The 23,121-nt window shown below is 56.6% G+C and carries 21 protein-coding genes, 3 tRNA genes and 1 pseudogene; 14 read left to right on the top strand and 11 right to left on the bottom strand.

Translation table 11 applies throughout. The features are described from left to right. Positions 1-3: 3 nt before the first annotated feature. From B3797_RS04725 to B3797_RS04710, 4 genes are all read left to right on the top strand, one after another. Entirely contained in the window at positions 4-684 is a 681-nt protein-coding gene (locus tag B3797_RS04725; protein WP_311790528.1) for a fimbria/pilus periplasmic chaperone, read from the top strand. Between the two features lie 129 nt (positions 685-813). Next, positions 814-3,312, top strand: coding sequence for an outer membrane usher protein FimD (gene fimD / locus B3797_RS04720; RefSeq protein WP_311790527.1), 2,499 nt, complete (start codon positions 814-816; stop codon positions 3,310-3,312). A gap of 16 nt (positions 3,313-3,328) precedes the next feature. Continuing rightward, complete coding sequence (locus B3797_RS04715; protein WP_311790526.1) at positions 3,329-4,372, top strand: fimbrial protein; 1,044 nt, start codon at positions 3,329-3,331, stop codon at positions 4,370-4,372. A 17-nt stretch (positions 4,373-4,389) separates the two neighbouring features. Then, positions 4,390-4,914 (top strand): fimbrial protein, encoded by a 525-nt coding sequence (locus B3797_RS04710; RefSeq protein WP_311790525.1) that lies wholly within the window; start codon positions 4,390-4,392, stop codon positions 4,912-4,914. A gap of 1 nt (position 4,915) precedes the next feature. Here the strand turns inward: B3797_RS04710 and opgB are convergent, their stop codons facing one another. Further along, positions 4,916-7,210 (bottom strand): phosphatidylglycerol--membrane-oligosaccharide glycerophosphotransferase, encoded by a 2,295-nt coding sequence (gene opgB, locus B3797_RS04705; RefSeq protein ID WP_311790524.1) that lies wholly within the window; start codon positions 7,208-7,210, stop codon positions 4,916-4,918. A 199-nt stretch (positions 7,211-7,409) separates the two neighbouring features. After that, positions 7,410-7,799: a tautomerase family protein gene (locus B3797_RS04700; RefSeq protein WP_311790523.1), complete on the bottom strand. Its 390-nt coding sequence runs from the start codon at positions 7,797-7,799 to the stop codon at positions 7,410-7,412. Positions 7,800-7,919: 120 nt separating this feature from the next. Here B3797_RS04700 and B3797_RS04695 point away from each other — a divergent pair, with 120 nt between their 5' ends. Beyond that, the gene (locus tag B3797_RS04695) at positions 7,920-8,840 is read left to right on the top strand and encodes a LysR family transcriptional regulator (RefSeq protein WP_311790522.1); all 921 of its coding nucleotides are present in this window, start codon (positions 7,920-7,922) and stop codon (positions 8,838-8,840) included. On the opposite strand, the gene B3797_RS04690 is transcribed toward B3797_RS04695, so the two are convergent. After that, positions 8,814-9,833 (bottom strand): glycosyltransferase family 32 protein, encoded by a 1,020-nt coding sequence (locus B3797_RS04690; RefSeq protein WP_311790521.1) that lies wholly within the window; start codon positions 9,831-9,833, stop codon positions 8,814-8,816. The genes B3797_RS04695 and B3797_RS04690 overlap by 27 nt on opposite strands. Before the next feature lie 427 nt (positions 9,834-10,260). On the opposite strand from B3797_RS04690, the gene B3797_RS04685 reads away from it, so the two are divergent. Next, positions 10,261-11,214 carry a WD40 repeat domain-containing protein gene (locus tag B3797_RS04685; RefSeq protein ID WP_311790520.1) on the top strand — a complete coding sequence of 318 codons (954 nt, stop codon included), beginning with the start codon at positions 10,261-10,263 and terminating at the stop codon, positions 11,212-11,214. On the opposite strand, the gene B3797_RS04680 is transcribed toward B3797_RS04685, so the two are convergent. Continuing rightward, entirely contained in the window at positions 11,207-11,761 is a 555-nt protein-coding gene (locus tag B3797_RS04680) for a histidine phosphatase family protein (RefSeq protein WP_311783161.1), read from the bottom strand. The genes B3797_RS04685 and B3797_RS04680 overlap by 8 nt on opposite strands. Before the next feature lie 575 nt (positions 11,762-12,336). Between B3797_RS04680 and B3797_RS04675 the strand changes: the two genes are divergently transcribed. From B3797_RS04675 to B3797_RS04660, 4 genes are all read left to right on the top strand, one after another. Beyond that, complete coding sequence (locus B3797_RS04675; protein WP_311790519.1) at positions 12,337-13,725, top strand: MFS transporter; 1,389 nt, start codon at positions 12,337-12,339, stop codon at positions 13,723-13,725. A gap of 79 nt (positions 13,726-13,804) precedes the next feature. Next, positions 13,805-14,839, top strand: coding sequence for a LacI family DNA-binding transcriptional regulator (locus B3797_RS04670; protein ID WP_311790518.1), 1,035 nt, complete (start codon positions 13,805-13,807; stop codon positions 14,837-14,839). Further along, a complete protein-coding gene (locus B3797_RS04665) occupies positions 14,836-15,822 on the top strand; it encodes a nucleoside hydrolase (protein ID WP_311790517.1) in 987 nt (328 codons plus the stop codon). The genes B3797_RS04670 and B3797_RS04665 overlap by 4 nt, the downstream gene beginning before the upstream one ends. A 273-nt stretch (positions 15,823-16,095) precedes the next feature. Further along, the gene (locus B3797_RS04660) at positions 16,096-17,316 is read left to right on the top strand and encodes an MFS transporter (RefSeq protein WP_311790516.1); all 1,221 of its coding nucleotides are present in this window, start codon (positions 16,096-16,098) and stop codon (positions 17,314-17,316) included. Here the strand turns inward: B3797_RS04660 and B3797_RS04655 are convergent. From B3797_RS04655 to B3797_RS04645, 3 genes are all read right to left on the bottom strand, one after another. Further along, on the bottom strand, positions 17,313-17,777 hold the full coding sequence (locus B3797_RS04655; protein WP_311790515.1) for a YbaK/EbsC family protein: 465 nt from the start codon (positions 17,775-17,777) through the stop codon (positions 17,313-17,315). The genes B3797_RS04660 and B3797_RS04655 overlap by 4 nt on opposite strands. A gap of 93 nt (positions 17,778-17,870) precedes the next feature. Continuing rightward, positions 17,871-18,662, bottom strand: a complete 792-nt coding sequence (gene fhuF / locus B3797_RS04650; RefSeq protein ID WP_311790514.1) for a siderophore-iron reductase FhuF — start codon at positions 18,660-18,662, stop codon at positions 17,871-17,873. 183 nt (positions 18,663-18,845) lie between these two features. Beyond that, positions 18,846-19,940 (bottom strand): diguanylate cyclase, encoded by a 1,095-nt coding sequence (locus tag B3797_RS04645; protein WP_311783154.1) that lies wholly within the window; start codon positions 19,938-19,940, stop codon positions 18,846-18,848. Between the two features lie 227 nt (positions 19,941-20,167). Between B3797_RS04645 and B3797_RS04640 the strand changes: the two genes are divergently transcribed. Continuing rightward, a complete protein-coding gene (locus B3797_RS04640) occupies positions 20,168-20,452 on the top strand; it encodes a DUF1435 domain-containing protein (RefSeq protein WP_311783153.1) in 285 nt (94 codons plus the stop codon). 44 nt (positions 20,453-20,496) lie between these two features. On the opposite strand, the gene B3797_RS04635 is transcribed toward B3797_RS04640, so the two are convergent. The 4 genes from B3797_RS04635 to rsmC all read right to left on the bottom strand — a co-directional run bounded on the left by B3797_RS04635 (position 20,497) and on the right by rsmC (position 21,983). Beyond that, positions 20,497-20,583: transfer RNA gene (locus tag B3797_RS04635), tRNA-Leu, on the bottom strand. A gap of 32 nt (positions 20,584-20,615) precedes the next feature. Continuing rightward, positions 20,616-20,702: transfer RNA gene (locus tag B3797_RS04630), tRNA-Leu, on the bottom strand. A 32-nt stretch (positions 20,703-20,734) separates the two neighbouring features. Continuing rightward, positions 20,735-20,821, bottom strand: a tRNA-Leu gene (locus B3797_RS04625). A gap of 130 nt (positions 20,822-20,951) precedes the next feature. After that, positions 20,952-21,983: a 16S rRNA (guanine(1207)-N(2))-methyltransferase RsmC gene (gene rsmC / locus B3797_RS04620; protein ID WP_311783152.1), complete on the bottom strand. Its 1,032-nt coding sequence runs from the start codon at positions 21,981-21,983 to the stop codon at positions 20,952-20,954. 107 nt (positions 21,984-22,090) lie between these two features. On the opposite strand from rsmC, the gene B3797_RS04615 reads away from it, so the two are divergent. From B3797_RS04615 to B3797_RS04605, 3 genes and pseudogenes are all read left to right on the top strand, one after another. Then, a complete protein-coding gene (locus B3797_RS04615; protein WP_311783151.1) occupies positions 22,091-22,501 on the top strand; it encodes a DNA polymerase III subunit psi in 411 nt (136 codons plus the stop codon). Continuing rightward, on the top strand, positions 22,473-22,913 hold the full coding sequence (gene rimI, locus B3797_RS04610; protein ID WP_311790513.1) for a ribosomal protein S18-alanine N-acetyltransferase: 441 nt from the start codon (positions 22,473-22,475) through the stop codon (positions 22,911-22,913). The genes B3797_RS04615 and rimI overlap by 29 nt, the downstream gene beginning before the upstream one ends. 16 nt (positions 22,914-22,929) lie before the next feature. After that, a pseudogene (locus tag B3797_RS04605) lies at positions 22,930-23,121 on the top strand (pyrimidine 5'-nucleotidase); the annotation flags it as partial.

Here is a 23,121-nt window from a genome sequence, read left to right as displayed (position 1 = left end):
GGAATGGCTTCGCTTTTTGTTTTTTTAACGCTTGTATTTGCTAACAGCTATTCAGCTGTAGCGGGTGGCGTGCTGCTTGGCGCGACACGGGTAATTTATTCTCAGGGCGATAAGCAGGCGTCTCTTGCCGTTAAAAATACGGATGAAAAACTTCGCTACCTTATTCAGACATGGGTCGAAGACAAAGGCGGAAAAAAATCATCCGACTTCATTGTTACGCCGCCTTTGTTCGTCAGTAATGCCAAAAGCGAAAATACACTCAGAATCGTCTACGTTGGCGGTGCGCTGCCTGCTGACAGAGAGTCCGTTTACTACCTTAATTCAAAAGCGATACCTGAGTTTGATAAAGACAAGCTTGAAAATAAAAACGTGCTCAAAATGGCGGTGCTGTCGCGTATTAAGATCTTCGTCAGGCCGAAAGAGCTTGCTTTAATGTCAGAGAGCGCCCCCGAAGCGCTGAAGTTCCATTTTGACGGCAGCAAGCTGACCATTGATAACCCAACGCCTTACTACGTTTCGCTTGTTGAGTTTTATGTGGGTGGCAAACAACAGGCAAATACCCTGGTTGCCCCTAAAGGTAAAACAGTTGTTGATATCGGAAAATCAATAAAAAGAGATATCACCTATAAAGCTGTGAACGATTACGGTGCAATAACGAAAAAATATAATGGTGTGCTTTTCTGATACAGGCTTTGCTCGCCATTATTCCAGTGAATACGGATTATTAAAATGAGAAAAGTGAACCGAAAGCTACTCTTTTGGAGCGCATCATTCATGACGATTTTTTCCGGTTCGTCAGGCGTTCAGGCAGGGATGTATTTTGATCCAGCATTCTTATCGGAAAATGGGAGTACCGTCGCCGATCTTTCACGCTTTACCAGCGGCAAGCAGGCACCAGGAAAATACAGGGTCGATATCTATGTAAACGATCAGTTTATTACCGCCTCTGATATTGAGTTTCGTGACGCCGACAAGGATGTGGTTGCGAAAAGCGATGACAATACCGGGCTATACCCCTGCCTGAACGCTAAGTGGCTGCGGCGGTTTGGCGTAGATTTCAAGCAGTTTCCCCAGCTGAAAAGTCAGGATGGCGATCGGTGCCTTGTCCTGAAAAAAGTGATTACTGAGGCAACGGTAAACTTTGATTTCGATAAGCTGAAGCTCAAAATTACCATTCCCCAGGCGATGCTCAGTAACTCCGCCAAAGGTTATATTCCGCCGGAGGAGTGGGACGAAGGCGTGCCGGCCTCCTTACTCAGCTATACCCTGACGGGGGATCGCTCCAGCAATAGCGAGAGCATCTACCTTGGACTGAATGGCGGCGTGAACTGGGGGCCATGGCGATTAAGGCATAACGGAAGCTATACCCATTCCGAGAGCGACAGCTATACGCGAAACAGATGGAACAGCATCAGCACCTATGCTGAAAGAGCCATTATTCCGCTGAAATCACAGCTGGTGCTGGGGGATACCTCGACAGACGGCAAACTATTCGACAGCCTCTCTTTCCGCGGTCTCCGGCTTTACTCTTCAGACAGTATGTATCCCAATAGTCAGCAAGGATACGCGCCGACGGTAAGAGGGATTGCGCAAAGCAAGGCCAAAGTGGTGATCAGGCAAAATGGCTACGTTATCTATACCACCTACGTGCAGCCTGGCCCCTTTGTTATTAATGATATTTCGCCTGCGTCATCCAGCGGTGACCTGGTGGTGTCGGTTGAGGAAACCAGCGGAAAAACGCAGACCTTTACCGTTGCCTACTCAACCGTACCGTTCCTGCAGCGCGAGGGACGCGTGGTTTATAACATGAACGTGGGCGAGTATCGCAGCGGCTCATCCAACCGCAAGAAACCGATATTCGCTGAAAGCGCCGCCATGTACGGCATCACGAAAAGCAGCACGCTCTATGGCGGGATGCAGTTTGCGGAACGTTATAGATCAATCGTTGGCGGTATTGCGCAGAATATCGGGCATGTCGGCGCGGTTTCTTTAGACGTGACTCAGGCCTGGAGCAAGCTCGCAGATGATAAAGATTACTCAGGGCAGTCCCTGCGCTTTTTATACGCAAAATCTCTGAACGAATGGGGGACGACCTTCCAGCTGCTGGGATACCGTTACTCAACCAAAAACTTCTATACGCTGGAAGACACCACCTATAAGAACAGCTCAGGCTACGAGTACGACTACTATACGGATGAGAACGGCAACAAGAAGAGGGTGTTAGTCAACTACTACAACACCCGTAACGCCAAAAAAGGGAAGTTTCAGGCCAACATAAATCAGCAGCTTGGCGGTTATGGTTCCGTCTACCTGAGCGCAACGCAGCAGAATTACTGGAATACCGACGAAACTGACTCAACCTGGCAGGCCGGTTTTAGTTCTAACTGGAATGCTCTGAGCTATAGCCTCTCCTGGTCATACAGTAAAAGCCGCGGCACCTCAGAATCGGATCAGGCTATCGCGCTGAGTTTGTCTTTGCCGCTGGAGCTGTTAACCAATAATAATAATTACCGGCAGAAGCTGAAAAATATCCACGCCACCTCAACGTTTAGTAATAACTCAGACGGCAAAACCTCGATTCAGACAGGCGTGAGCGGCACTGCGCTCAGCGACGGTCGTCTGCAATACAGCGTTAATCAGGGTTACAGCAACAAAAGTTACTATACCGGCAGCGCCAACCTTAACTATACGAGTGAATATGGCGACGCTGGCCTGGGTTACTCTTATAACCGCAGTTATAAAATGCTCGACTATCGCTTAACCGGTGGCTTCGTTGCGCATCACGACGGCATAACGCTAAGTCAGCCGCTGGGCGATACCAACGTATTAATTAAAGCGCCGGGCGCGCAAAGCGTTAAGGTGCAAAATACCACCGGCATTAAAACCGACCTGCGCGGTTATGCGGTAGTGCCTTATTCCACCAGCTACCGAAATAACCGTATCGCGCTGGATACCCGAACCCTGGACGATCATACGGATCTGGACGACAGCGTGGTCAACGTAGTGCCGACCAAGGGCGCGCTGGCGCTGGCAAGCTTTAATGCCAGAGTCGGCTACCGGGCCATCTTCAACTTAGTGACGAAAGATAAAAAGAGCGTTCCTTTTGCCTCTACGGCGCTGGAGAAAGAGAGCAGCGCAACCGGCATTGTTGATGACAACAGCCATGTCTACCTGACCGGTATTGGTGAGAAAGGCACCATCGTGGTGAGCTGGGGTCCAGGCGAGCAGGATAAATGCACCGCCAGCTACACCTTTACCAATGCCCAGTTAAAACAGCCGGTTGTTCAAACCGACGCCGTTTGTCTCCAGTAGACAGGAAGAGTATTTAATGAATAAAAAATATTTTCTCGCACTGCTTATTGTGCTGCTGAATATATGTATCGTTAGCAGAGGTTACGCCGTGAATGAAGGGGCTTGCCAGTTCTCGTCAGGTAATAAGACGAAAGAGCTGGATATCCCCAGCGATATTATCAGCGATGCCACTGTAGGAACGGTGGTAACCAGCACCAGCAAGGATTACGTGGGTGTTAATGCCGTATGCCCTAATACAAGCTGGTACCTGGGGGCAGGAGATGACACTACATATCGTAGCTATCGCACTTCGCTTACCGCGGTTTCAACGGAAGACAGCTATCAGTTTCTTAAGGTGAATGATTACCTTGCTATCGCTGTCTCTATCGTTGATGACTACGCAAAACGTTTTTACCCACCCGCCGAGTATGTGCATATGGGCTGGCACGGTAACGTTAATCAATCTAAAGAATTCCCTGTGCGTGACAGCAACCTGATATATAAGTTTAAGGTGCTGAAAGCCTTTACCGGAACCCTGACGATACCTTATACCGAAATATTTAACGTGTATGTCGGCGCGGATATAGGACAATATAATCCGCCAGTGATGAAAAGCGTGGTATACAAAATCGTTATTAACGGCGCGACGATATCGGTGCCGCAGACCTGTACCGTTAATGCCGGAACCACCATCGATTTTGACTTTTCAGATATTAACGCCTCTTCCTTTAGCCGGGCGGGCGCAGGGGTTAAACCCAGCGATGTCTCAACGCTGTCTAAGTCATTTAATATTGCATGCACAGATGGCGAGGCGAACGCTACGTTAAAAATAACGCTGCAAACCTCTACCGTCTCAGGCAATACCATTGTTTCTTCCAATCCGGATCTCGGTTTTATTATTACCGATGACCAGGACAATATTATTGTCCCGAATGATACCACCAGCGCCATTACCACGTCCCTGGACAGTACGTCTCAGGCTACCGTGACGATCAAGGCCTATCCGGTCAGCGTAACGGGCAATAAACCTGAAGAGGGCACCTTCTCTGCGACAGCCTATTTACTTGTTGAGTTTGCCTAGAATCGGAGAGAGAAAATATGAAAACACCTTTTTGTTTCAGAGGAACGGCGTGGACTCTCGCGCTTGCCCTCTTTAGCCCCTCTCTGCTGGCTACCAACGCAGGTTCGGTTGAGATCACCCTACACGGCAATATCGTCGCCTCCTCCTGTACTGTAAGCGAAGGGGACGATAACCAGACTATCGTGCTGGGTGACTGGGCAGTAAAAAACTTCACTGACAGCGGAGTACGTTCGCAACCGGTCTACTTTGGCATTGCGCTGACCGATTGCTCTGCGTCTACCGCAGAGCTGACCTTTAGCGGTTCGCAGGACAGCAGTTCGGCAGAATTACTGGCGTTAGACAGCGACAGCACAGCGGAAAATATCGCGATCGAGATCCTTGATGCGGATAAAAACCGCGTGCCGCTTAACCAGTCGGTCTCAACGACCATCGATAGCGACGGCACTGCCGCCTATACCTTTTACGCCAACTATATCTCTACCGGCACCGTCAGCGCAGGAACGGCGAATGGAACCTTAACCTTCACCATCAACTATTCCTGACTTAAATCTGCGGCTGCACGATTTTAATCTCGACCATCCCGATACCCAGCCGACGCGGGTCCTGGCCGGTAATATTGCCCAGATTGCTCTGCTGCGGCTGCGGCGGCGCAATCGTCAAGGTATGCGCCCCCGTCGGGTTGCTAAAGTGCAGGGTGGTGGTGGAGAGTTCCTCGCCCAGCGTTAGCTGCTGCTGCTGATCGCCGACGCGTACCGGAATCGGCTGGTGCGCGTTAGGCCCGAAGGCGCGCGCGGTGATCACCAGGTCGAAGCGCGCGGGCAGCGGATCGACATATTCAATGTTAACCTCCGGCGCCAGGTTGGCGTTAGACCAGCGGCCCCAGTTCTCCCAGCGCGAGATGCCGCTAAAGCGCTTCACGCTGGCTGGCGCGCCCGGTACAGCGAAGAGAAAGCGGTCAGCATCGTAGCGAATATCGTTATCCTCAACGCGGAGCAGCGCTTCATTACGCTGATAGTTCGCCGCGCTCAGCGTCTCCTCAGGGAATTTCGCCTGGCCTTTCCACTGCGCTTTGTCGATACGCGTCACGCTCGGCTGGCCGCCGAGCCGCCCCATCGCCACGCAGAAATCGGTGGAGAGCGCCAGCTCAGGCTTCCACAGCCGCGCCATACGGAAACAGCGATCGACCCAGACAAACTTTTCGCTGGCGGTAAAGTCCGCCAGCTGGTAGCGCAGCGGCGCGGAATATTCTCCTTCCGGCAGCGGCTCGACGTGGCCGCTGGCGACGCGGAACAGGATCGGCAGTTTGAACGTTGCGCCGGAGAAGCTAAAGCTGTTTTTCGTCTGGTCGATGACGAAGCGGTCGAGCTTTTTCGGGAAATTCCACAGCTGAATAATATCCGCCTTCCAGCGGCTGATATAACTCTGGAAATCGGTAAAGCGGCCGGTCAGCGTCGCGCCCGCCAGGCTGCTGCGGCCAAGACCAATCGCCTTATCGCCGCCGAGAATGTCCAGCACCGTCGCGCCGTTATCCAGCGTGCTGCGCGGCCGGTCGATCACCTCCGCCTGCGGCCGATCGCCGCGGATCACCATAAAAAGATCGCGGCGCGGCTGCTTGATCAAATAGGGGTGAGCGGTGTTATTCATCGCCAGATGATCCGAGGTCACGACGATAACGGTGTTTTTAAAGTATGGAGAGGCCTTGATGCGCGCAATCAGCCGCGCCACATGCTCCTGCGAGCAGGCCACCGCGCTGAAAGACTGGTTGGGCTTGCCTGCGTAGCTGTAGCTTTTGCGCTGGCAGCTCCGTGAAATAAAGCCGTCGGGATGGTGGGTGTCCACGGTCAGGGCGAACAGGGCGAAGCGTTTCTGCTGGCGCGACAGCGCCTCATATTGCTCATACACTTCATCCATTACCGTATCGTCGTAGTAGCCCCAGTTGTTGCGGTAGGCGGGATCGGCAACGCGATCTTTCAGCTCTTGCGATCCGTACATATGAGCGGGATCGAAGCCGTGTGATTTCAGAAAGAGATCTTTACCGGCAAAGCGCAGATCCGCGCCCTGAATAAACCAGTTTTCATAGCCGGAATTTTTCAGAATATCGCCGAGGCAGATGTTCTGCGGATAGAAGCTGGAAAGCGCGGCGGAGGCGTTGCCGTCGAAAGGCGCGAACAGCGGAATGCCGCACTGCGAGGCCACCATACCGGCAATGGTGTAATCGGTGCCGGGCAGCTGTACGGTCTCGCTGAAATCCAGGCTCTGCGCTTTTTCCCGTCCCAGCTCTGGCGTCAGATCGGGAAATGCCTGGTTGTCGAAGTAGGTGCGCTCCAGGCTTTCGCCGTAGATATAGACCAGGTTGAGATGAGGGTTGTTGATGACCTTCTGCGGCACTTTATAGTAGTCGTCGAAGTCGGAGTCAGCGGGGCGGGTGTGCGAGGCGACCAGGCTGGCGACCTGGCGAAACGCGGGCGTAGTCTGCACCGATCCGGCGGCGCAGGCGACCGCCAGCAGGCTCCAGCCGAGATGGTGCGGCCGCTCATGGCGGCGCAGCAGCCAGGTCAGCAGGCAGATCAGCAAAAAGAGCAGCAGCAGCAGCGCAAGAGCAGGCACCACATATTTGCTGACGCCCGCGCCGGTCAGACTGTTGGTCAGCGTATAAAGCACCGCATCATTAATGCCGTCCCCGGTGAAGTAGTTGCTGGCGAAAAGAGTGGCGTTGAGCAGTACAAACAGTACCAGCAGAAGCAGCACAAAGGAGAACCAGAGTTTATTTCGTCCGGCTTTCCAGGAGTAAACGGCAATGGCAGCCAGGAACAGCGCCACTGAGACACATTCGGACAACGTCAAATCCTCTTTTAAAGTGAATTAGCGCTTCCTGCGCAGACCGCGATGAGCACGAATAGATTTTCGTCAATCTATAATGGCTGTCATAGCGCTGCAACATATGCCGCCCGAATTGTGCAGTGGGTAATCTTTCAAGGACAAAAAAGGACGACAGCCGCCTGGCTGCCGTCGATAGCGGGGGGAAAACTGCGTGGAATCAAAGCCGACCGGTAAGGTATTGCGCTTCGCCGTCAGCGAAGCTCCAGTCGCCTTTGTCGTTAGTGATAAAGCTGATCATCAGATCGTTGCCCTGCACGCCGCTGCTTTCGTGCAGCTCGCGCGCCAGCTCCGCCATAAAGTGCTGCTTTTGCTCGGCGCTGCGCGGGCTGGTATAGACGCGCACCATCACCAGATTGTCGCTACGCTGGAAGCCGAGGCCGGTATCCTGAAAAACCATCTGATAACCTTTGTTTTCGTGAACAATCTGATAGCGGTCGCGCTCCGGCACCTTAAAGGCGGTCAGCACCGCGCGATGCGCCGCGTCCAGCAGCGTGCGCAGTTCTGACTCTGAACGACCTTGTATCACATCGAATTGCAGTAATGGCATCGCTATTTCTCCTGTTGAACGCGTAATTTTTGTATGCTCTGGTGACTATCCTGGCGTTTCTGCGGGCAAAGAAAAAGCGCGCTCGCTGAACTGATTATTCAATATTGTGAACAATCCAACATGAAAGAGATGAAAACGGACGCGCTCTGGATGCATCTGCACTGGCTGCTGGTCCTGGCGGAGCAGGGCAGCTTTACCCGCGCGGCGGAGCGGCTTGACGTCAGCAAAGCGGCGATGAGCCAGAAGATCAAAGAGCTGGAGCAGGCGGCGGGGACGGCGCTGGTGCAGCGTACTACGCGCAGCGTTCGGCTGACGGCGGCAGGGGAAAAGCTGGTGGAAGAGCTGCGAGACCCTTTTGCGCGTATCGAGCAGAGCTTTTTCGGCGTGCGCGACGCCGCCGGGCCGGTGCGCGGTCTGGTCAGGGTTACCGCGCCGGTGGCCTTTGCCCGCCAGCAGCTGGTGCCGATCGTCGGGGATTTTCTGCGCGCTTACCCGCAGATTCGACTACAGCTCGACGTGACGGACCGCATCGTCTCGCTCAGCAGTGAAGGGTTCGACCTGGCGATTCGCCACAGCAGCGCGCTGCCAGAAACCCACGTCGCGCTGCCGCTGTGCGACACGCGCACCCTGCTGGTGGCCTCGCCGGACTACCTTGCGGCACATGGCGCGCCGCAGACTCCGCATCAGCTGGCGCAGCACAACTGCTTATACTACCCGCGCGGCGTAGAAACCCCGCGCTGGACCTTCGCCGACGCGGAGCAGGAAGAAAGGGTGCAGGTGCGGGTGCAGGGCAGCTTCGCCACCAACAACAGCGAGTCGATACGCGATGCGGCGCTTCAGGGGCTGGGCATCGCCATGCTGCCAGACTTCAGCGCCAGCGAGGCGCTCGCCACCGGCGCGCTAAAGCAGGTGCTGCCGCACTGGCGAGCCGTTGAGGCGTTTGCGGAGAAGCTGTGGATCGTCAGGCCTTACGCCGCGCAGGTGCCGCGCGCGGTAACGACCTTTACGCACTGGCTACGCGCGCGCTTTGTCGGTGCCTGAAGGCAACGCCAGCGTCGGGCGCGCGGGTGTCAGCATCATCTCGCCCAGCAGGCTGGCGCGGTTATAGAGGCCAAGACGCAGGTTAAAATCGAGATGCAGCCGTTCGTCACCGCTCAGCCTGATTACCGGCGGCGGCGTTTGCGGCCGCTGATGGAACAGCACCGAACAGGCGAACGCATCGCTGTTGCCGGCGTGTAGCCGCTGATAAAACCAGGCGTTGGCCTCCGCTTTGCGTAAATGGAGATTCACGCGGCGATACTCTTTAACCGCCACCTGCTGCGCCAGCGATAACAGCGCCTGCGCTGGGTGATGGATTTTCTGCACGATAAGCGGATAGTCGTCGCGCTTTTTCAGCTCGTTAATATAGTTCTGCGCGCCAAGGTTTTTAATCGGCGCCAGCTGCTTCAGCCATTCGCGAATAAAGGCGTTGCCAGGCGCGGCGGCGATAAACCAGCTTTCGATAACCGGCGACAGAAAATTAAGCGTGCAGCTTTCGCGATAATAGCCAATAACGTCCATCGGCTTATCCTGCTGCGTCTGATGTACCCAGTCGAGCTTCTCAAATAACAGCGTGCCGCAGTCGATACCGATGCCGCCGAAGCGGTGGATCAGCTCCAGCCGGATAATTTCGCTTTTATGCCTCGGCGTCAGGTCGGCAGAAATAAATTCCATATCCGGCAGCCACTGCGCCAGCGTGCTCTGCGTGACCAGATGCAGCGTATGGTCGGGATTATCCTGACGCAGCTGATTGATATTCAGGCGCAGAGAGAGCGGCAGCTGATCGTCATGCCAGTACATCCAGATGGTTTTCGGGATCTCCGCAGGGGCCTTCTCCGCCGACAGGATCACCAGGTTCTCCTCCTGGCTGGCGTCATATTCCGGCGCGGTAAGGGCGCTGTGCTTTTTCTTCTGCCACAGCATTTGACTGCTGAAAGAGACGCGTTTCCAGTTGCGCCAGAGCGTATGTGCAGGATGTCGACGGTGTTGATTCATGATGCACCTGTTATTGTGATGACTGCCGCGGATATTTCCCTGGTGAGGCGCAGCGCAGAACGCGCATCTGTTTCCTCACGGTTGTGTATAAAATCTCTTCACCGATTTAATAAAGCATTATTTATATGCGCGCTACGTCTTTTGCTGAATTTCAGATAAACCGGAAAGCGGAGGAGGTATTTGTCGCTTAGCGCTTTCCCGTTTGCCTTATATTTAAATAACCCGCTTATTCTTAATTTTCACCGGGCGGCTAAAGAAATTCCTGGTTTTTACCTGTGCGCTTCAGCAGCAGAAGGCGCTGGCCGGTTATTTCAGCGCGCGTTGGGCTTATACGGGTTGGTTAATCATGCTGATGTTTTTATACGGTCATGATGGCATAACAGCGGTTGTCTACGCTTAAGGAAGGCTTACTGAGAAAGGAGTAGCTATGTCTGAACCAACCCGTGGGCTGCTGGCGGTGGACAAGCAGGGCAACCGCGTGCTGTTTCTTAACCCTGAGACCTTCGCCGTCGAGCGCGAACTCAACGCTTTCCCGCCGCGTCCGCATGAGCTGCTGATGCTGACGGCCTGGCAAAAAGCCTATGTGCCCATCTACGGCGACGGCATCCACGGCGATAATCCGCATCCGGGCCATAAAGTGGCGGTGATCGATCTGGCGAAGCGCGAAATTAGCGGCTTTATCGATCTGTCGCCGCTGCGCGCGCCGCACAGCGGTCAGCTGGGGCGCGACGGTAAGGTTTACCTCTGCTGCGAAAACAGCGCGGCGGTGGCGGTGATCGATCCAGAAACCGATCGGGTTGAGAAAACCATTCCTCTGCCTTCGCATAACGCTCATCGCCTGACGCTTTCGCCCAGCGGGCGCAAGCTGTTTACCGAAAATGAGGAAGACGCCAGCATTACCGTGGTGGATCTGTGCGAAACGGAAGGGCGGGTTATTGATACTATTCTGCTGCCTGGCCCCATTGCCGGGATCGCGGCGTCGCCGAAGCATCCCTATCTGGTGGCCAGCGCGGCGGATGCGACTTATCTCTACGTTATCGATCGCCAGAGCCATCGCGTGCGCCAGCGTCTGGCGCTGCCGGGACATAAAAAACCCTGTCAGGTGGTGCGGTTCAGCGCGGACGGCGAGCGGCTGGTGGCGATAGGCGATGAGGAGCCGGTGATTACCCTGTTCGACGATCTGCTCAATCCATTAGGCGATATCACGGTAGGGAATAAACCGATGGACGGCTGCTTTAGCCCCGATAATCAGCAGCTGCTGATTGCTAACGAAGGCGACGGCACGCTGAGCGTGATCGATCTGGCAACGGCCCGCGTCATCGCCACGCCGCGCGTCGGCACCGGCTGCGAGGTGCTGAGCTTTTTCGATCTGGTCAGATAAAAGGGCGATGGTAGATCGCTGAACTCCAGTGGCGGCTGCTGGCATGCTTTTCCGCCTGCCAGCCGCGCTTACGCAGCTCCCGCGCAATCATTTTATTCATCAGGCCGTGGCCGAGCAGTAGCACCGTACCCTGTTCCGAAAGCGCAATCAGCCTGTCGGCGGCGCGGGCGGCGCGCTGGCGCGCCAGAAGCAGCGACTCACTTTCGCCTGCGTAGCCGCACAGCCACAGCATACGCAGCAGCGTCAGCCAGAGCAGCGTGGGTAGTTCAAGGCGCTGCGCGGCAATCAGCGGAACGGAGACTTCACTGAACAGCGCATCAACATGAAGCGGTTGCAGGCCCAGACGCGCCAGCGAAGATCGCGCGCGCGGCAGCGGGCTGCAAACAATCACCGATGCCTGACGCGCAATCGCAAGGCTGCGGTCGGGCGGCATATCGCACACCAGCGCCATATCATACGCTTCGCACCAGTCCGCCAGGCCCTGGGCGCTGAGTCGGCCGCCTGCGCGATGGTCCGGTTTACCGTGTCGCATCAAGATAATGGTCATAAGCCTCCTGCTTCGCTCTCTCTTAAGACTAATGCAAAGCGGCGCAATGTTAAAATTTGCGCTGACCTGAAGAAATAAATGGCGCTGTCATCCTCCGGTCATCATTTCGGGCGATAACTCTGTCCGCTGCGTGCTGAGAGGTTGCTAACAGGTATTATTAAGAGAAAGTGTTACTTGTTTAGCGACAAGGTTTACTTTCCAGAAGTGATTTTATTATTAAAATATTGAATTAAATAAGTAATTTGGCTTTATTCTCTTGCGGTGTACTATGATTCCCGACTGATATGACTAAATTTACTTGATTTATCTACGCGCGTAGATAAACTGGCGCCCAGTGATTGCTCGCGGCGGACGATGCGAGAACGGCCCACAAGGTTTAGTCCTTTGCCTGCTTAACGCGACCGGTGATTAACATCGGCAGAGCATGGCAAAGATAGAGATCCTGACACCAGGGAATCCTTTACTGACCGCGACAAGGGTTAGCCAACCAGTACATCGCCACCGGGGGATATCTGATTGCAATCAGGGGTCGTCCCACGGAAGGGCGTTCACAATCGCTGAAACAGGGAAATGGTATGACGGTACAACACTCCGTTGAGCGTGATTCAACACGCTCGCACTCCGCCGCCGACGAGCGGCTGACCACCTCTTCCGGGCGCAAAGATTTCTGGCGCGCCACCTTATCCTGCTGGCTGGGTACGGCAATGGAGTATGCGGATTTCGCGCTCTACGGCCTGGCGGCGGGCATTATCTTTGGTGACGTCTTTTTCCCGCAGGCGACCCCGGCAATGGCGCTGCTCTCCAGCTTCGCTACCTGGTCGGTCGGTTTTATCGCTCGCCCCATCGGCGCGGTGCTGTTCGGCTGGATCGGCGACCGGAAAGGGCGAAAGACGGTGATGGTTATCACCATTATTCTGATGGGCGCCTCTACTACCTTAATCGGCTTAATCCCCAGCTACGCATCTGTCGGCTTATGGGCGCCTGCCTGTCTGGTGCTGCTGCGTTTTACCCAGGGGCTGGGCGCAGGCGCGGAGCTTTCCGGCGGAACGGTAATGCTTGGCGAATATGCGCCGGTCGAGCGGCGCGGCCTGGTCTCGTCGGTTATCGCCTTAGGCTCCAACAGCGGCACCTTGCTCGCCGCGCTGGTGTGGCTGGCGGTGGTGCAGATGGATCAGGAGAGCCTGCTGGCCTGGGGATGGCGCATACCGTTTCTCAGCAGCGTGCTGATTGCGCTGGCGGCGCTGTGGATCCGTCGCCATTTGCGCGAAACGCCGGTTTTTGAACGCAGAAAGCAGGAGCTGGAAGCGGAACGCGCCACCATGCGCGCCGGGCAGCCTGCTGCGGATACGCGCGGATTCTGGACGCGCACCCGCGCCTTCTGGACGCTGGTGGGCCTGCGTATCGGCGAGAACGGCCCCTCCTATCTGGCGCAGGGATTTATGGTTGGCTATGTGGCGAAAGTGCTGATGGTCGATAAGTCGGTGCCGACGACGGCGGTCTTTATCGCCTCGGTGCTGGGATTCGCGGTGATCCCGCTGGCGGGCTGGCTGTCGGATCGCTTTGGCCGACGCATCACCTACCGCGGATTTTGCCTGCTGCTGATGTTTTATGCCTGGCCTGCGTTTTACCTGCTCGACAGCCGCGAGCCTGCGATTGTGATTCCGGTAATTGTCGTGGGCATGGCGCTGGCGTCGCTGGGCATCTACGGCGTGCAGGCCGCGTGGGGCGTTGAGCTGTTCGGCGTCAGACATCGCTACACTAAAATGGCGGTAGCAAAAGAGCTGGGCTCGATTCTGTCGGGCGGCACCGCGCCGCTGCTGGCGGCGGCAATGCTCTCCTGGAGCGGCCACTGGTGGCCGATCGCGGTCTACTTCTCTGCGATGGCGGCCATTGGGTTCTTTACCACCTTTGTTGCGCCGGATACGCGAGGGCGCGACCTTAATTTGCCGGAAGACGCCATCTAGTGCGGCGTCATCTCTGGCGCACTAACGAGCAGGCCGTGATGATTCACGGCCTTTCGTGTTTACATCGGGAGCGAAAAGCTTGAAACAGCCGTCAGGCAAAGTTACGCGCAGCGACGTCGCAAAACTGGCTGGCACATCGGTTGCGGTGGTCAGCTACGTCATTAATAACGGCCCGCGTCCGGTGGCGGAAAGCACGCGCCAGCGCGTTCTCGACGCCATCCGTCTGACCGGCTATCGCCCCAACGGCGTGGCGCGCGCGCTGGCGTCGGGCAGCACCAAAACCTATGGGCTGATCGTGCCCAATATCGGCAATACCTTCGTCGCCTCTATGGCGCACGTGCTGCTGCAGGCCTCGCTGGATCATGGCCACGTAATGCTGCTTGGCGACGCGGGCGACGACCGCCAGCGCGAGCTGGAGCTAATCCACAGCCTGCTGAACCGCCAGGTTGACGGTTTGTTTTACAACAGCGTCGATCGCCATCCCTATATCGACGTGATTAAGGCCAGCGGCACGCCATTTGTGATGCTGGATCGCGTCGAGCCGCAGCCCGGCATCAGTATGCTGCGCGTCGACGAGCGACAGGCGGCGTTTCAGGTGACCTCACACTTGCTCAGCCACGGCTATCAGCAGGTCGGCATGATCAGCGGGCCGCTGGAGATGCTTAACGCGCAGGATCGGATTCAGGGCTGGCGCGAGGCGATGGCGGCGCACGCAGTGCCGGTCGATGAATCGCTGATCTTCCCCGTCAGCTATACGCGACAGGGCGGCTACGAGGCGGCGCAGCGGATGCTGGCCGGTTCAGGCGCGCCGCGCGCGCTGTTCGCCAGTAACGAAGGCCAGGCGATCGGCGCGATTCGCGCTTTCTCCGAGCGCAATATTCGCGTGCCGCAGGATGTGGCGCTGGTCTGTTTTAACGGCACCGATCAGTCAGCCTTCCATGTTCCGACCTTAACCACAGTGCGCCAGCCGCTGCGTGATATGGCGCGCTGCGCCATCGCCATGCTGCAAAACTGGAACGGCGAAGCGCAGCTTCAGGAATTTCCGCACTACCTTGAAATCGGCGAATCCTGCGGCTGTATGCCGCATAAAGAAAACAACGCGACGACAATATGAAAAGAGTAATTATTGACTGCGATCCGGGCAACGGCATCGCTGGTGCCAATACCGATGATGGCCTGGCGATTGCGCTGGCGCTCGCTTCGCCGGCGCTGTGTGTAGAGCTGATCACCACCGTGGCAGGCAACACGCCGAGCGATATCGGCGCGCAGGTGGCGAAAGATCTGCTGGTGCGCCTTGGCTCGGCCATTCCGGTGGTGCAGGGCGCGACGCAGGCGCTGGCAGAGGATCATGCACCCTGGCGAGCGGCGCTCGATAACCGTGTACAGCAGCTCGATATGGTAAAGCTCTGGCAGGGCGTGCGCACGCCTGCGCCGGTGACGGTGGACGGCGACGATGCGGCTGAGGCTATCGGCAGGCTGATTTGCGACAATCCCGGCGAAATCACCCTGGTGGCGATCGGCCCGCTGACCAACGTGGCGCTCGCGATGCAGCGCTATCCGGCAATGGCGGAAGCGGTGGCGGAAATCGTGATTATGGGCGGGGTGTTCGCGCTGGATGACTACATCAAGGACACCAATTTCGGTCTCGATCCTGAGGCGGCGCATCAGGTGCTGCACAGCGGCGCGGCGATTACGCTGGCGCCGATGGACGTCACCACCCAGACGCTGCTGACGCATCAGGATCTGGCGCGCCTCACCGTCAGCGATCATCCCCTTTCTCACTTTGTGCGTGATACGCTGCGTCCGTGGATTGATTACTCCGTCCGCACCCGCAATCTGCCGGGCAGCTGGATCCACGACGCGCTAGCGGTCGCCTGGCTGCTGAATCAGCGCGTGGCGAACGGCACCGACTATCGGGTGGACATTGAGCTTCGTCCCGGCGCAACGCGCGGCAAAAGCTGGCGCTACCGCACGCCGCTGCGCGTTGACGTTGGCATCCCCGCTGACAGCGGCGCGCTGGTGCATGTGCTGCATCACGTCGATAACAACCTGCTGCTCACGATTATTGAACAGGCCCTCACGCAGCTCAGCCGCTAATCCACATTAAAACACCCCTGCCCACGCGGGCAGGGATGCTGCTTTGCCCTCTTTTCGAGCGGGCCATTACCACGTTTTTTAATCACGTCCCGTCGTCCGATATGAAACCTGCCGACACCCTTAGTTACATCCTGACGTCAGGGATAACAGCTTTTGAACGCGCTAGCGTTTAGCAAGGTGGTATAAACAAAATGTTAACAATGTCGTAACCGTTTCGGCGGCTGCGCCCCTTTTTTTCGGACGGTTGTCCGATTGGCACTGAAGGATACGTTTATGTTTAACTGGACCCCGACCCAGCGGAATGTGGCGTTTGCCAGCTTCGCCAGCTGGACGCTGGACGCGTTTGACTTCTTTATACTGGTGTTTGTTTTAAGCGACCTCGCGCAATACTTTCATACCTCCGTCTCTGACGTTTCGATCGCCATTATGCTGACGCTGGCGGTGCGCCCGATTGGCGCGCTGCTGTTTGGCCGCCTGGCGGAAAAATTTGGCCGTCGGCCGATACTGATGCTCAATATCGTGATGTTTTCACTGTTTGAGGTGCTCTCCGCCTGGTCGCCGAGCTTTAGCGCCTTTCTCGCGTTTCGCGTCATTTACGGCGTGGCGATGGGCGGCATCTGGGGCGTTGCCTCGTCGCTGGCGATGGAAACCATTCCCGACCGCTCGCGCGGGCTGATGTCCGGTATCTTTCAGGCGGGCTATCCGTGTGGCTATCTGCTGGCGTCTGTGGTCTTTGGGCTGTTCTTCGAAATGGTGGGCTGGCGCGGCATGTTCCTGATCGGCGCGCTACCGATTTTGCTGCTGCCGTTTATTTACTTCAAGGTGCCGGAGTCGCCGGTCTGGCTGGCGGCGCGCGAGCGCAAGGAGAGCAGCGCGCTGCTGCCGATTATTCGCCAGCACTGGAAAATGTGCATCTATATGGTGCTGCTGATGGCCTGCTTTAACTTCTTCAGCCATGGCACCCAAGATCTATATCCTACCTTCCTGAAGGTGCAGCACCAGTTTGATGCGCACACCGTCAGCATTATCGCCATTAGCTACAATATTGCGGCGATGCTGGGCGGCGTCTTCTTCGGTTCGCTGTCGGAGCGCATCGGCCGTAAAAAAGCGATTATTCTGGCGTCGCTGCTGGCGCTGCCGGTATTGCCGCTCTGGGCTTTCTCCAGCGGTTCCTGGGCGATTGGTCTGGGGGCGTTTCTGATGCAGTTTATGGTGCAGGGCGCGTGGGGCGTGGTGCCGACCTATCTAACCGAGCTGGTGCCCGCGAACGCGCGCGCGGTGCTGCCGGGGTTTGTTTATCAGCTGGGTAATCTTATCGCCTCGGTCAACGCCACGCTGCAGTCGCGTATCGCCGAGGCGCATAACGGCAACTACGGCCTGGGGATGGCCATTGTTGCAGGTACGGTGGCGGTGCTTATCTCGCTGTTTGTCGCCTTCGGCCGCGAAACACGCGGCATTGAAATCTCAGGCGCGGTGTCGAAGCCGCCCCATTAAACCGCTTCGCACACGTCTACCCACTGCGCATGGGTCAGTTCGGCCATGCGCTGTGGCGTAATACGTACGGCGCTATGGATGGCGCCCGCTGCGGGCAACACTTCCTCGAAGTGGCGCAGCGACTCATCGCAGTAAACCTTCAGCGGATTCTCCAGCCCGAACGGGCAGACGCCGCCAACCGGATGTCCGGTCCAGTTCACGACCTCATCGACGCTCAGCATGCGCGCCTTCGCGCCCAGCGCCGCTTTCAGCTTACGGTTATCGAGCCGCGCATCGCCGCGCGTGACGATCAGCACCACTTCATCTTTGACTTTCAGCGACAGGGTTTTCGCGATCTGACCCGGCGTAACGCCGTGAACGCGTGCGGCCATCTCAACGGTGGCAGTGCTTTGCGCCATCTCGATAATCTCAATCTCAGGTGCGTGTTCGGCGAAAAACTGCCGTACCGACTCCAGGCTCATCTTTTTCTCCATGCAGGTCGAAGGCGTAAAAACTGCCACAAGGCGGAAAAAGTGTAAACGAGAGAAAGAGAGAAATTGCGTCGGGATGCGTATTTATACGCTGAGCGTGCAGTTGCCGCAGCGTTCGGCGTCTGGAATGCGGTAGCGCTGACAGCAGCTGCGTCTCACCATCTCGCCGCCGCGCGGCAGCATGGTGCGGTAGAGCGGATTATCGCTGCCGTCCTGCAGGCGGCTGGTGAAAAAAAGCGTCTGCTCAAGCTGCAAAACGGTCGCCTCATCCAGCAGCGTTTTCAGTTCGCCAAGGAACCAGTAGAAGGAGAAGCCCATATTGTTCCAGATCAGCCGGGCATTAATGCCGCCGTGTTGGGCGATAGCGTTGACCACCGGGATGAGATGCTGCTGGATCAGACGATCGATACGCTGAGGCGCATTAAGATAGCGCGCCTCTTCATCTTCGTGCGTTGCGATCCAGAAGGCGCAGGGGTGACCATTCTCGTGGAACTGGACGTGAATATGCTGTGGCGAGCAGTCAAGGGCGCGCGATTCCGCCAGCAGCGACAGCATCAGCGGCGGCAACAGCAGGCCGAAATACCACTGCGCCCAGAGCGACTGAACCGGCTTCGCCTCCTGAACGGCATCGGGATGCTCACGATAGAGGTAATCGCTGTAGCGCTGTGCCAGCGCGGGGAAATGGTCAGGACGCGCCCAGTCTGCCAGCGTCAGAGCGTCAGAGGGGGCGGCTTCATCAAGGTGAATACTGTCCAGCATGTAGCTGTGCTGCTCACGCATCAAATCGCGCAGGGCGCGCGCCAGCGTGCGATCGCGCTGCATAAAGATTGGCTGAGCGTACTGAAAGCGTTGAGAGTGCTGCCTGATGATCGCCATGCTGAGTAACGCGTCCTGGAAGCAGAGAAGAAAGAATGATAATCGTTCTTAGTCCTATTCACAAGATGGCTGTTTTGAATACGCATCAAGGAAAAGCAGGGCGGGGGAAAGGTAGCGTTAATCAGGAGGATAAGCGGCGAGGCTCAGCAACTACCGCGCTTCGCCGCTACGATTGAGGGAATGTTAAAGCGCTTCGCCGCTGACGGTCAGCGTTTTGGGCAACTCCTCCCAGGCGAGAATCGTATTGCGGCCCTGATTTTTAGCGACGTAAAGCGCGCGGTCGGCATTCGCGACCGCCTGGTCAAATTCATCATCAAATATCGGCGCGATACCGGCGCTGACGGTGACATGCGTAGAGACCTTTTCGTTGAAGCGGTGGGGGATCTCCAGATCCAGCACGTACTGCCGGATACGCTCCGCCAGCTTCATAGCGATAGACGCGTTAACGTTGGTCATCAACACCAGAAACTCTTCACCGCCGTAACGCACTACCACATCGCGCGAGCGGACGGCGTCGCGGATCGCCACCGATACGCGCGCCAGCGCCTGATCGCCCATGGCGTGGCCGTAATTGTCGTTGTACGCCTTGAAGTGGTCGATATCCAGCAGCAGGACAAAGTGGCTGCCCGCGTGGTTTTCCAGAATATTGTCCAGCCGGTTTTTCAGGCCGCGCCGGTTGTAGAGGCCGGTGAGCGGGTCCAGCATGCTGAGATCGCTGAAGGTCTCTTTCTCTTCGTAAAGCTGGCGCATCAGGCGGCGGGTAAAATGGTCGACGCGACGGCGCATCAGATGTTGCAGGGAAAAGCCGATCAGCGGCAGGGAGATCGTCAGCAGCAGCATCGCCAGATGTTCGCCATTATCCAGCATCAGCACCGTGATGACCGGCGGAGAGATATGCAGACAAAATGCTGGCAGGTAATCGCTCAGGGCGATAGCGCTGATAAAAAAAACGCTGAGCAGGCTGATAATCAGGAAATCGCCGTCAAAAAAGAATACCTGATGGTATTTCAGGTAAATATGCCAGGCCCAAAGCGCGCCAAGCAGCAAAGCAACAGGATTTAATAAAGGCAATTTTAGTTTTGGCCTGATTAAACAGGCAATTAACGTCGATGCGCTAAAAAGAGCGACAGTAATAACCGGAGCAGGCCATTCCCCTGTCGGGCTGCCAGTAAAAGGGATCAGGCAAAAAAGCGATACGGCGACATTTAAAAACAGGAAAAGCATCAGCGACAGCCGATATTTACTGTGTTTCAACTCATCGTAAGATTGTAATTTCATTATTAATACTCGAAACGGCCCTGAAATATCAAAGCGCATTCCGGCGAGAATAAATTCTTTTGCCGGAAAATGAGCAAATTTGCTGTGTTATGAAAAGTGTTATCGGCCGCAATCTAGCATTTTCCAACTGGTCTGTCATCTTCGGACAGAGGGCGAAAAAAACAGGCTGCAAGATAAGAATTATTATCTTATGATAATGGTAATTATTATCATCTGAGGTCAGCGCGATGTTAATGGCAGTGTTCGCCGCCTGCGGCTTGTGGGGAGTTAGCTGGATGATGGGGAAGAGACTCGACAGCGCCTGGGGCGTGCTGTTGCCCTGCGCGGCCATGCCGTGTTTTGCTTTATGGGAGCCGAGCTTTAGCCAGTGGCGCATTGTGATGATCGTGGCGCTGCTGCTGACGATCGCTATGCTGTTTCACAGTCGGCTGCGTCACTATCTGCTGTTGCCTTCGTGCCTGGCGTTAGCGGGTGGACTCGCGGCTGTCGCAGTGAATTTTCATGGGCTTTGAAAAAGAGAGGCAAAACAGGGAGGTGAAGCAGGGGAGGACAACTCTGGTGCGAAGAGAGGGACTTGAACCCTCACGTCCGTTAAGACACTAACACCTGAAGCTAGCGCGTCTACCAATTCCGCCACCTTCGCATTTGAGTCATCTTGTTTTCATATCGCCGCATTGGTGCGAAGAGAGGGACTTGAACCCTCACGTCCGTTAAGACACTAACACCTGAAGCTAGCGCGTCTACCAATTCCGCCACCTTCGCGCAGTGCGATGCGAGATGAAAATCGTGGTTGTTGGTGCGAAGAGAGGGACTTGAACCCTCACGTCCGTTAAGACACTAACACCTGAAGCTAGCGCGTCTACCAATTCCGCCACCTTCGCGTACCAGCAATACATGACAGTATTGCAACCACGGAGGCGCATTCTAGAGATTTTACACCCGGCGTCAACAGATATTTCGCGACGGTGAATCGACTGCTGTAAAAAGCAACGTTTTCACCGTCGCCGCGCTTTAGCGCGCTCGGGCGCCGCGGCCGTAAACGGCGCGGTAAACCTTGAAACGACCGTTTTGCGCCAGCACTTCATGGCTGCCGAAGGTCTCATCCAGCACCTGCGGGTAGGGCAGGAAGGCGTTAGCGACGATACGCAGTTCGCCGCCGGTGTTGAGGTGCTTCACCGCGCCGCGGATCAGGGTCTGCGCCGCATCCAGGCTGGTCTCGCGCCCTTCATGGAACGGCGGGTTAGAGAGGATCAGATCGAAGCGGCCGGTCACGTCGGAGAAGACGTTGCTGGGGAAAACCTCGCCCTCGAAGCCGTTGATCGCCAGCGTTGCCTTGCTTGATTCAATCGCTGCGGCGTGTACGTCGCACAGGGTCAGGCGCACCTTCGGCGAATGGTTCGCCAGCACCGCCGAGAGCACACCCGCGCCGCAGCCGATGTCCAGCACCTTGCCTTTGGTGTGCGGCTTCAGGGTAGTGAGCAGCAGCGCGCTGCCGATATCGAGGTCGTCGCGGCTAAAGACGCCGGGCAGCGTGCAGATGGTCAGCGGATCGAGATCGTAGCTGTCGCGGAAGCTCTCGGCGTCGAACGTCGGCTGGCTTTCCAGGCGACCGTGATAGAATCCGCAGCGGCGCGCGCTGTCGATTTTTTCCAGCGTCGCCCACTCCTCAACCATGCCTTCGGCGCTGCGTACGCCGCTGCGGTTTTCGCCCACGACGAAAATGTCGCAGCCCAGCGGCAGCAGCGATAACAGGTTCATCAGCTGGAACAGCGCTTCCGGCTTGTTTTTCGGCCAGTAGTAGACCAGCGTATCGCAGCCTTCAACGTCTTCCTGCGTTGCCACCAGACCGTAACGCGCCCGCTCGCCCAGCAGGCGACTCAGGTTTTGCCAGTGATGATACTGCTGGGTATGCACGCGCGACGAGGCGGTTTCCAGCTGAGCGGGCAGGTCATCCTGCATATCGCCAGCGAACAAAACATGGCGGGCGGTAAATTCATCACTGTGGCGCAGTACAACTTCGCTGGCCGGGGTAAAAGCAGACATGAAAGGCTCCTGTTAGATCAGAGCGGCGATTATAGTGGTTTGTTGGCGCATGTTCGATGGGTTTGCTAGCATAGCGTCGCATTCCGGCAGCACATCAAGGGTAAAACATGACGTCCAGGCGCGACTGGCTGTTACAGCAAATGGGAATTACGCAGTATCAACTGCGACGCCCGCGCGTGCTTCAGGGCGAAATCGCGGTACGGCTGACGCCTGGCACCAGGCTGATTATCGTCGCCGACGTCGTACCCAGCCTGCACGAGCCGCTGGTGCGCGACGTTTTGCACGCGCTCGGCATGCAGCCGGCCCAGGTGATGACGCTGACGCCCGATCAGCTGCAGATGCTGCCCGAATCGCTCGACTGCGCGGGCTGGCTGATCGGCATCGACGGGCCGCATCCCTTTAGCGGCGTCGCGCTCCGCTCAGCTTCTTTAAATGAACTCTCCAGCAGCGGCGCGGCGAAACGCGCGCTCTGGCAACAGATGTGTAACCATGACAGCGATCTCTTTCCTCACCCCTGAGGACAACGCCCAGGCTTTTGCTATTGAGTGCCGCAGCCACGCTTTTCCGTGGCGCGAACAGACTTTCGCCAGCAATCAGGGCGAGCGTTTTCTTAACTATCGCCTCGATGTTGATGGCGTTATGGCTGCCTTCGCCATCACTCAGGTGGTGCTGGATGAGGCGTCGCTGTTCAATATCGCCGTCGATCCCGTTTTCCAGCGCCGCGGCTACGGTCGCCAGCTGCTGCAGCATCTTATCGCCGAGCTGGAGAAGCGCGAGGTGATGACGCTGTGGCTGGAAGTACGCGCCTCTAACCATCCTGCTATCGCCCTGTACGAGCAGCTCGACTTCCATCAGGTGAGCCGCCGCCCCAACTACTATCCCACCGCCAGCGGACGTGAAGACGCCATTATTATGGCGCTGACGCTGTAGGCTTTAAGGAGCTGTAATGTTAAAAGACTGGGATTGCATCCTATTCGATGCAGATGACACCCTTTTCCATTTTGACGCCTTCGCCGGTTTGCAGCGTCTCTTTGCCGGTTACGACGTTCAGTTTACCGATCAGGATTACGCCGACTACCAGGCGATTAACAAGCCGCTGTGGGTCGATTACCAGAACGGCGCGATCTCCGCGCTGCAG

Source organism: Pantoea sp. UBA5923 (assembly GCF_002431095.1).
Classification (GTDB): Bacteria; Pseudomonadota; Gammaproteobacteria; order Enterobacterales; family Enterobacteriaceae; genus Pantoea; species Pantoea piersonii.
Note: the sequence above shows the minus strand (reverse complement) of the source record. Positions and strands in the feature narration are given on the sequence as shown.

What these genes read in the sequence shown, in the direction of transcription:
- B3797_RS04615 (WP_311783151.1), top strand. Translation starts at nt 22,091, where the DNA reads ATGACGTCCAGGCGCGACTGGCTGTTACAGCAAATGGGAATTACGCAG.
- B3797_RS04725 (WP_311790528.1), top strand. Translation starts at nt 4, where the DNA reads ATGGCTTCGCTTTTTGTTTTTTTAACGCTTGTATTTGCTAACAGCTAT.
- B3797_RS04640 (WP_311783153.1), top strand. Translation starts at nt 20,168, where the DNA reads ATGTTAATGGCAGTGTTCGCCGCCTGCGGCTTGTGGGGAGTTAGCTGG.
- B3797_RS04710 (WP_311790525.1), top strand. Translation starts at nt 4,390, where the DNA reads ATGAAAACACCTTTTTGTTTCAGAGGAACGGCGTGGACTCTCGCGCTT.
- B3797_RS04690 (WP_311790521.1), bottom strand. Translation starts at nt 9,833, where the DNA reads ATGAATCAACACCGTCGACATCCTGCACATACGCTCTGGCGCAACTGG.
- B3797_RS04715 (WP_311790526.1), top strand. Translation starts at nt 3,329, where the DNA reads ATGAATAAAAAATATTTTCTCGCACTGCTTATTGTGCTGCTGAATATA.
- fhuF (WP_311790514.1), bottom strand. Translation starts at nt 18,662, where the DNA reads ATGGCGATCATCAGGCAGCACTCTCAACGCTTTCAGTACGCTCAGCCA.
- B3797_RS04680 (WP_311783161.1), bottom strand. Translation starts at nt 11,761, where the DNA reads ATGACCATTATCTTGATGCGACACGGTAAACCGGACCATCGCGCAGGC.
- B3797_RS04675 (WP_311790519.1), top strand. Translation starts at nt 12,337, where the DNA reads ATGACGGTACAACACTCCGTTGAGCGTGATTCAACACGCTCGCACTCC.
- B3797_RS04655 (WP_311790515.1), bottom strand. Translation starts at nt 17,777, where the DNA reads ATGAGCCTGGAGTCGGTACGGCAGTTTTTCGCCGAACACGCACCTGAG.
- B3797_RS04665 (WP_311790517.1), top strand. Translation starts at nt 14,836, where the DNA reads ATGAAAAGAGTAATTATTGACTGCGATCCGGGCAACGGCATCGCTGGT.
- rimI (WP_311790513.1), top strand. Translation starts at nt 22,473, where the DNA reads ATGACAGCGATCTCTTTCCTCACCCCTGAGGACAACGCCCAGGCTTTT.
- B3797_RS04700 (WP_311790523.1), bottom strand. Translation starts at nt 7,799, where the DNA reads ATGCCATTACTGCAATTCGATGTGATACAAGGTCGTTCAGAGTCAGAA.
- B3797_RS04695 (WP_311790522.1), top strand. Translation starts at nt 7,920, where the DNA reads ATGAAAGAGATGAAAACGGACGCGCTCTGGATGCATCTGCACTGGCTG.
- fimD (WP_311790527.1), top strand. Translation starts at nt 814, where the DNA reads ATGTATTTTGATCCAGCATTCTTATCGGAAAATGGGAGTACCGTCGCC.
- B3797_RS04685 (WP_311790520.1), top strand. Translation starts at nt 10,261, where the DNA reads ATGTCTGAACCAACCCGTGGGCTGCTGGCGGTGGACAAGCAGGGCAAC.
- rsmC (WP_311783152.1), bottom strand. Translation starts at nt 21,983, where the DNA reads ATGTCTGCTTTTACCCCGGCCAGCGAAGTTGTACTGCGCCACAGTGAT.
- B3797_RS04660 (WP_311790516.1), top strand. Translation starts at nt 16,096, where the DNA reads ATGTTTAACTGGACCCCGACCCAGCGGAATGTGGCGTTTGCCAGCTTC.
- B3797_RS04645 (WP_311783154.1), bottom strand. Translation starts at nt 19,940, where the DNA reads ATGAAATTACAATCTTACGATGAGTTGAAACACAGTAAATATCGGCTG.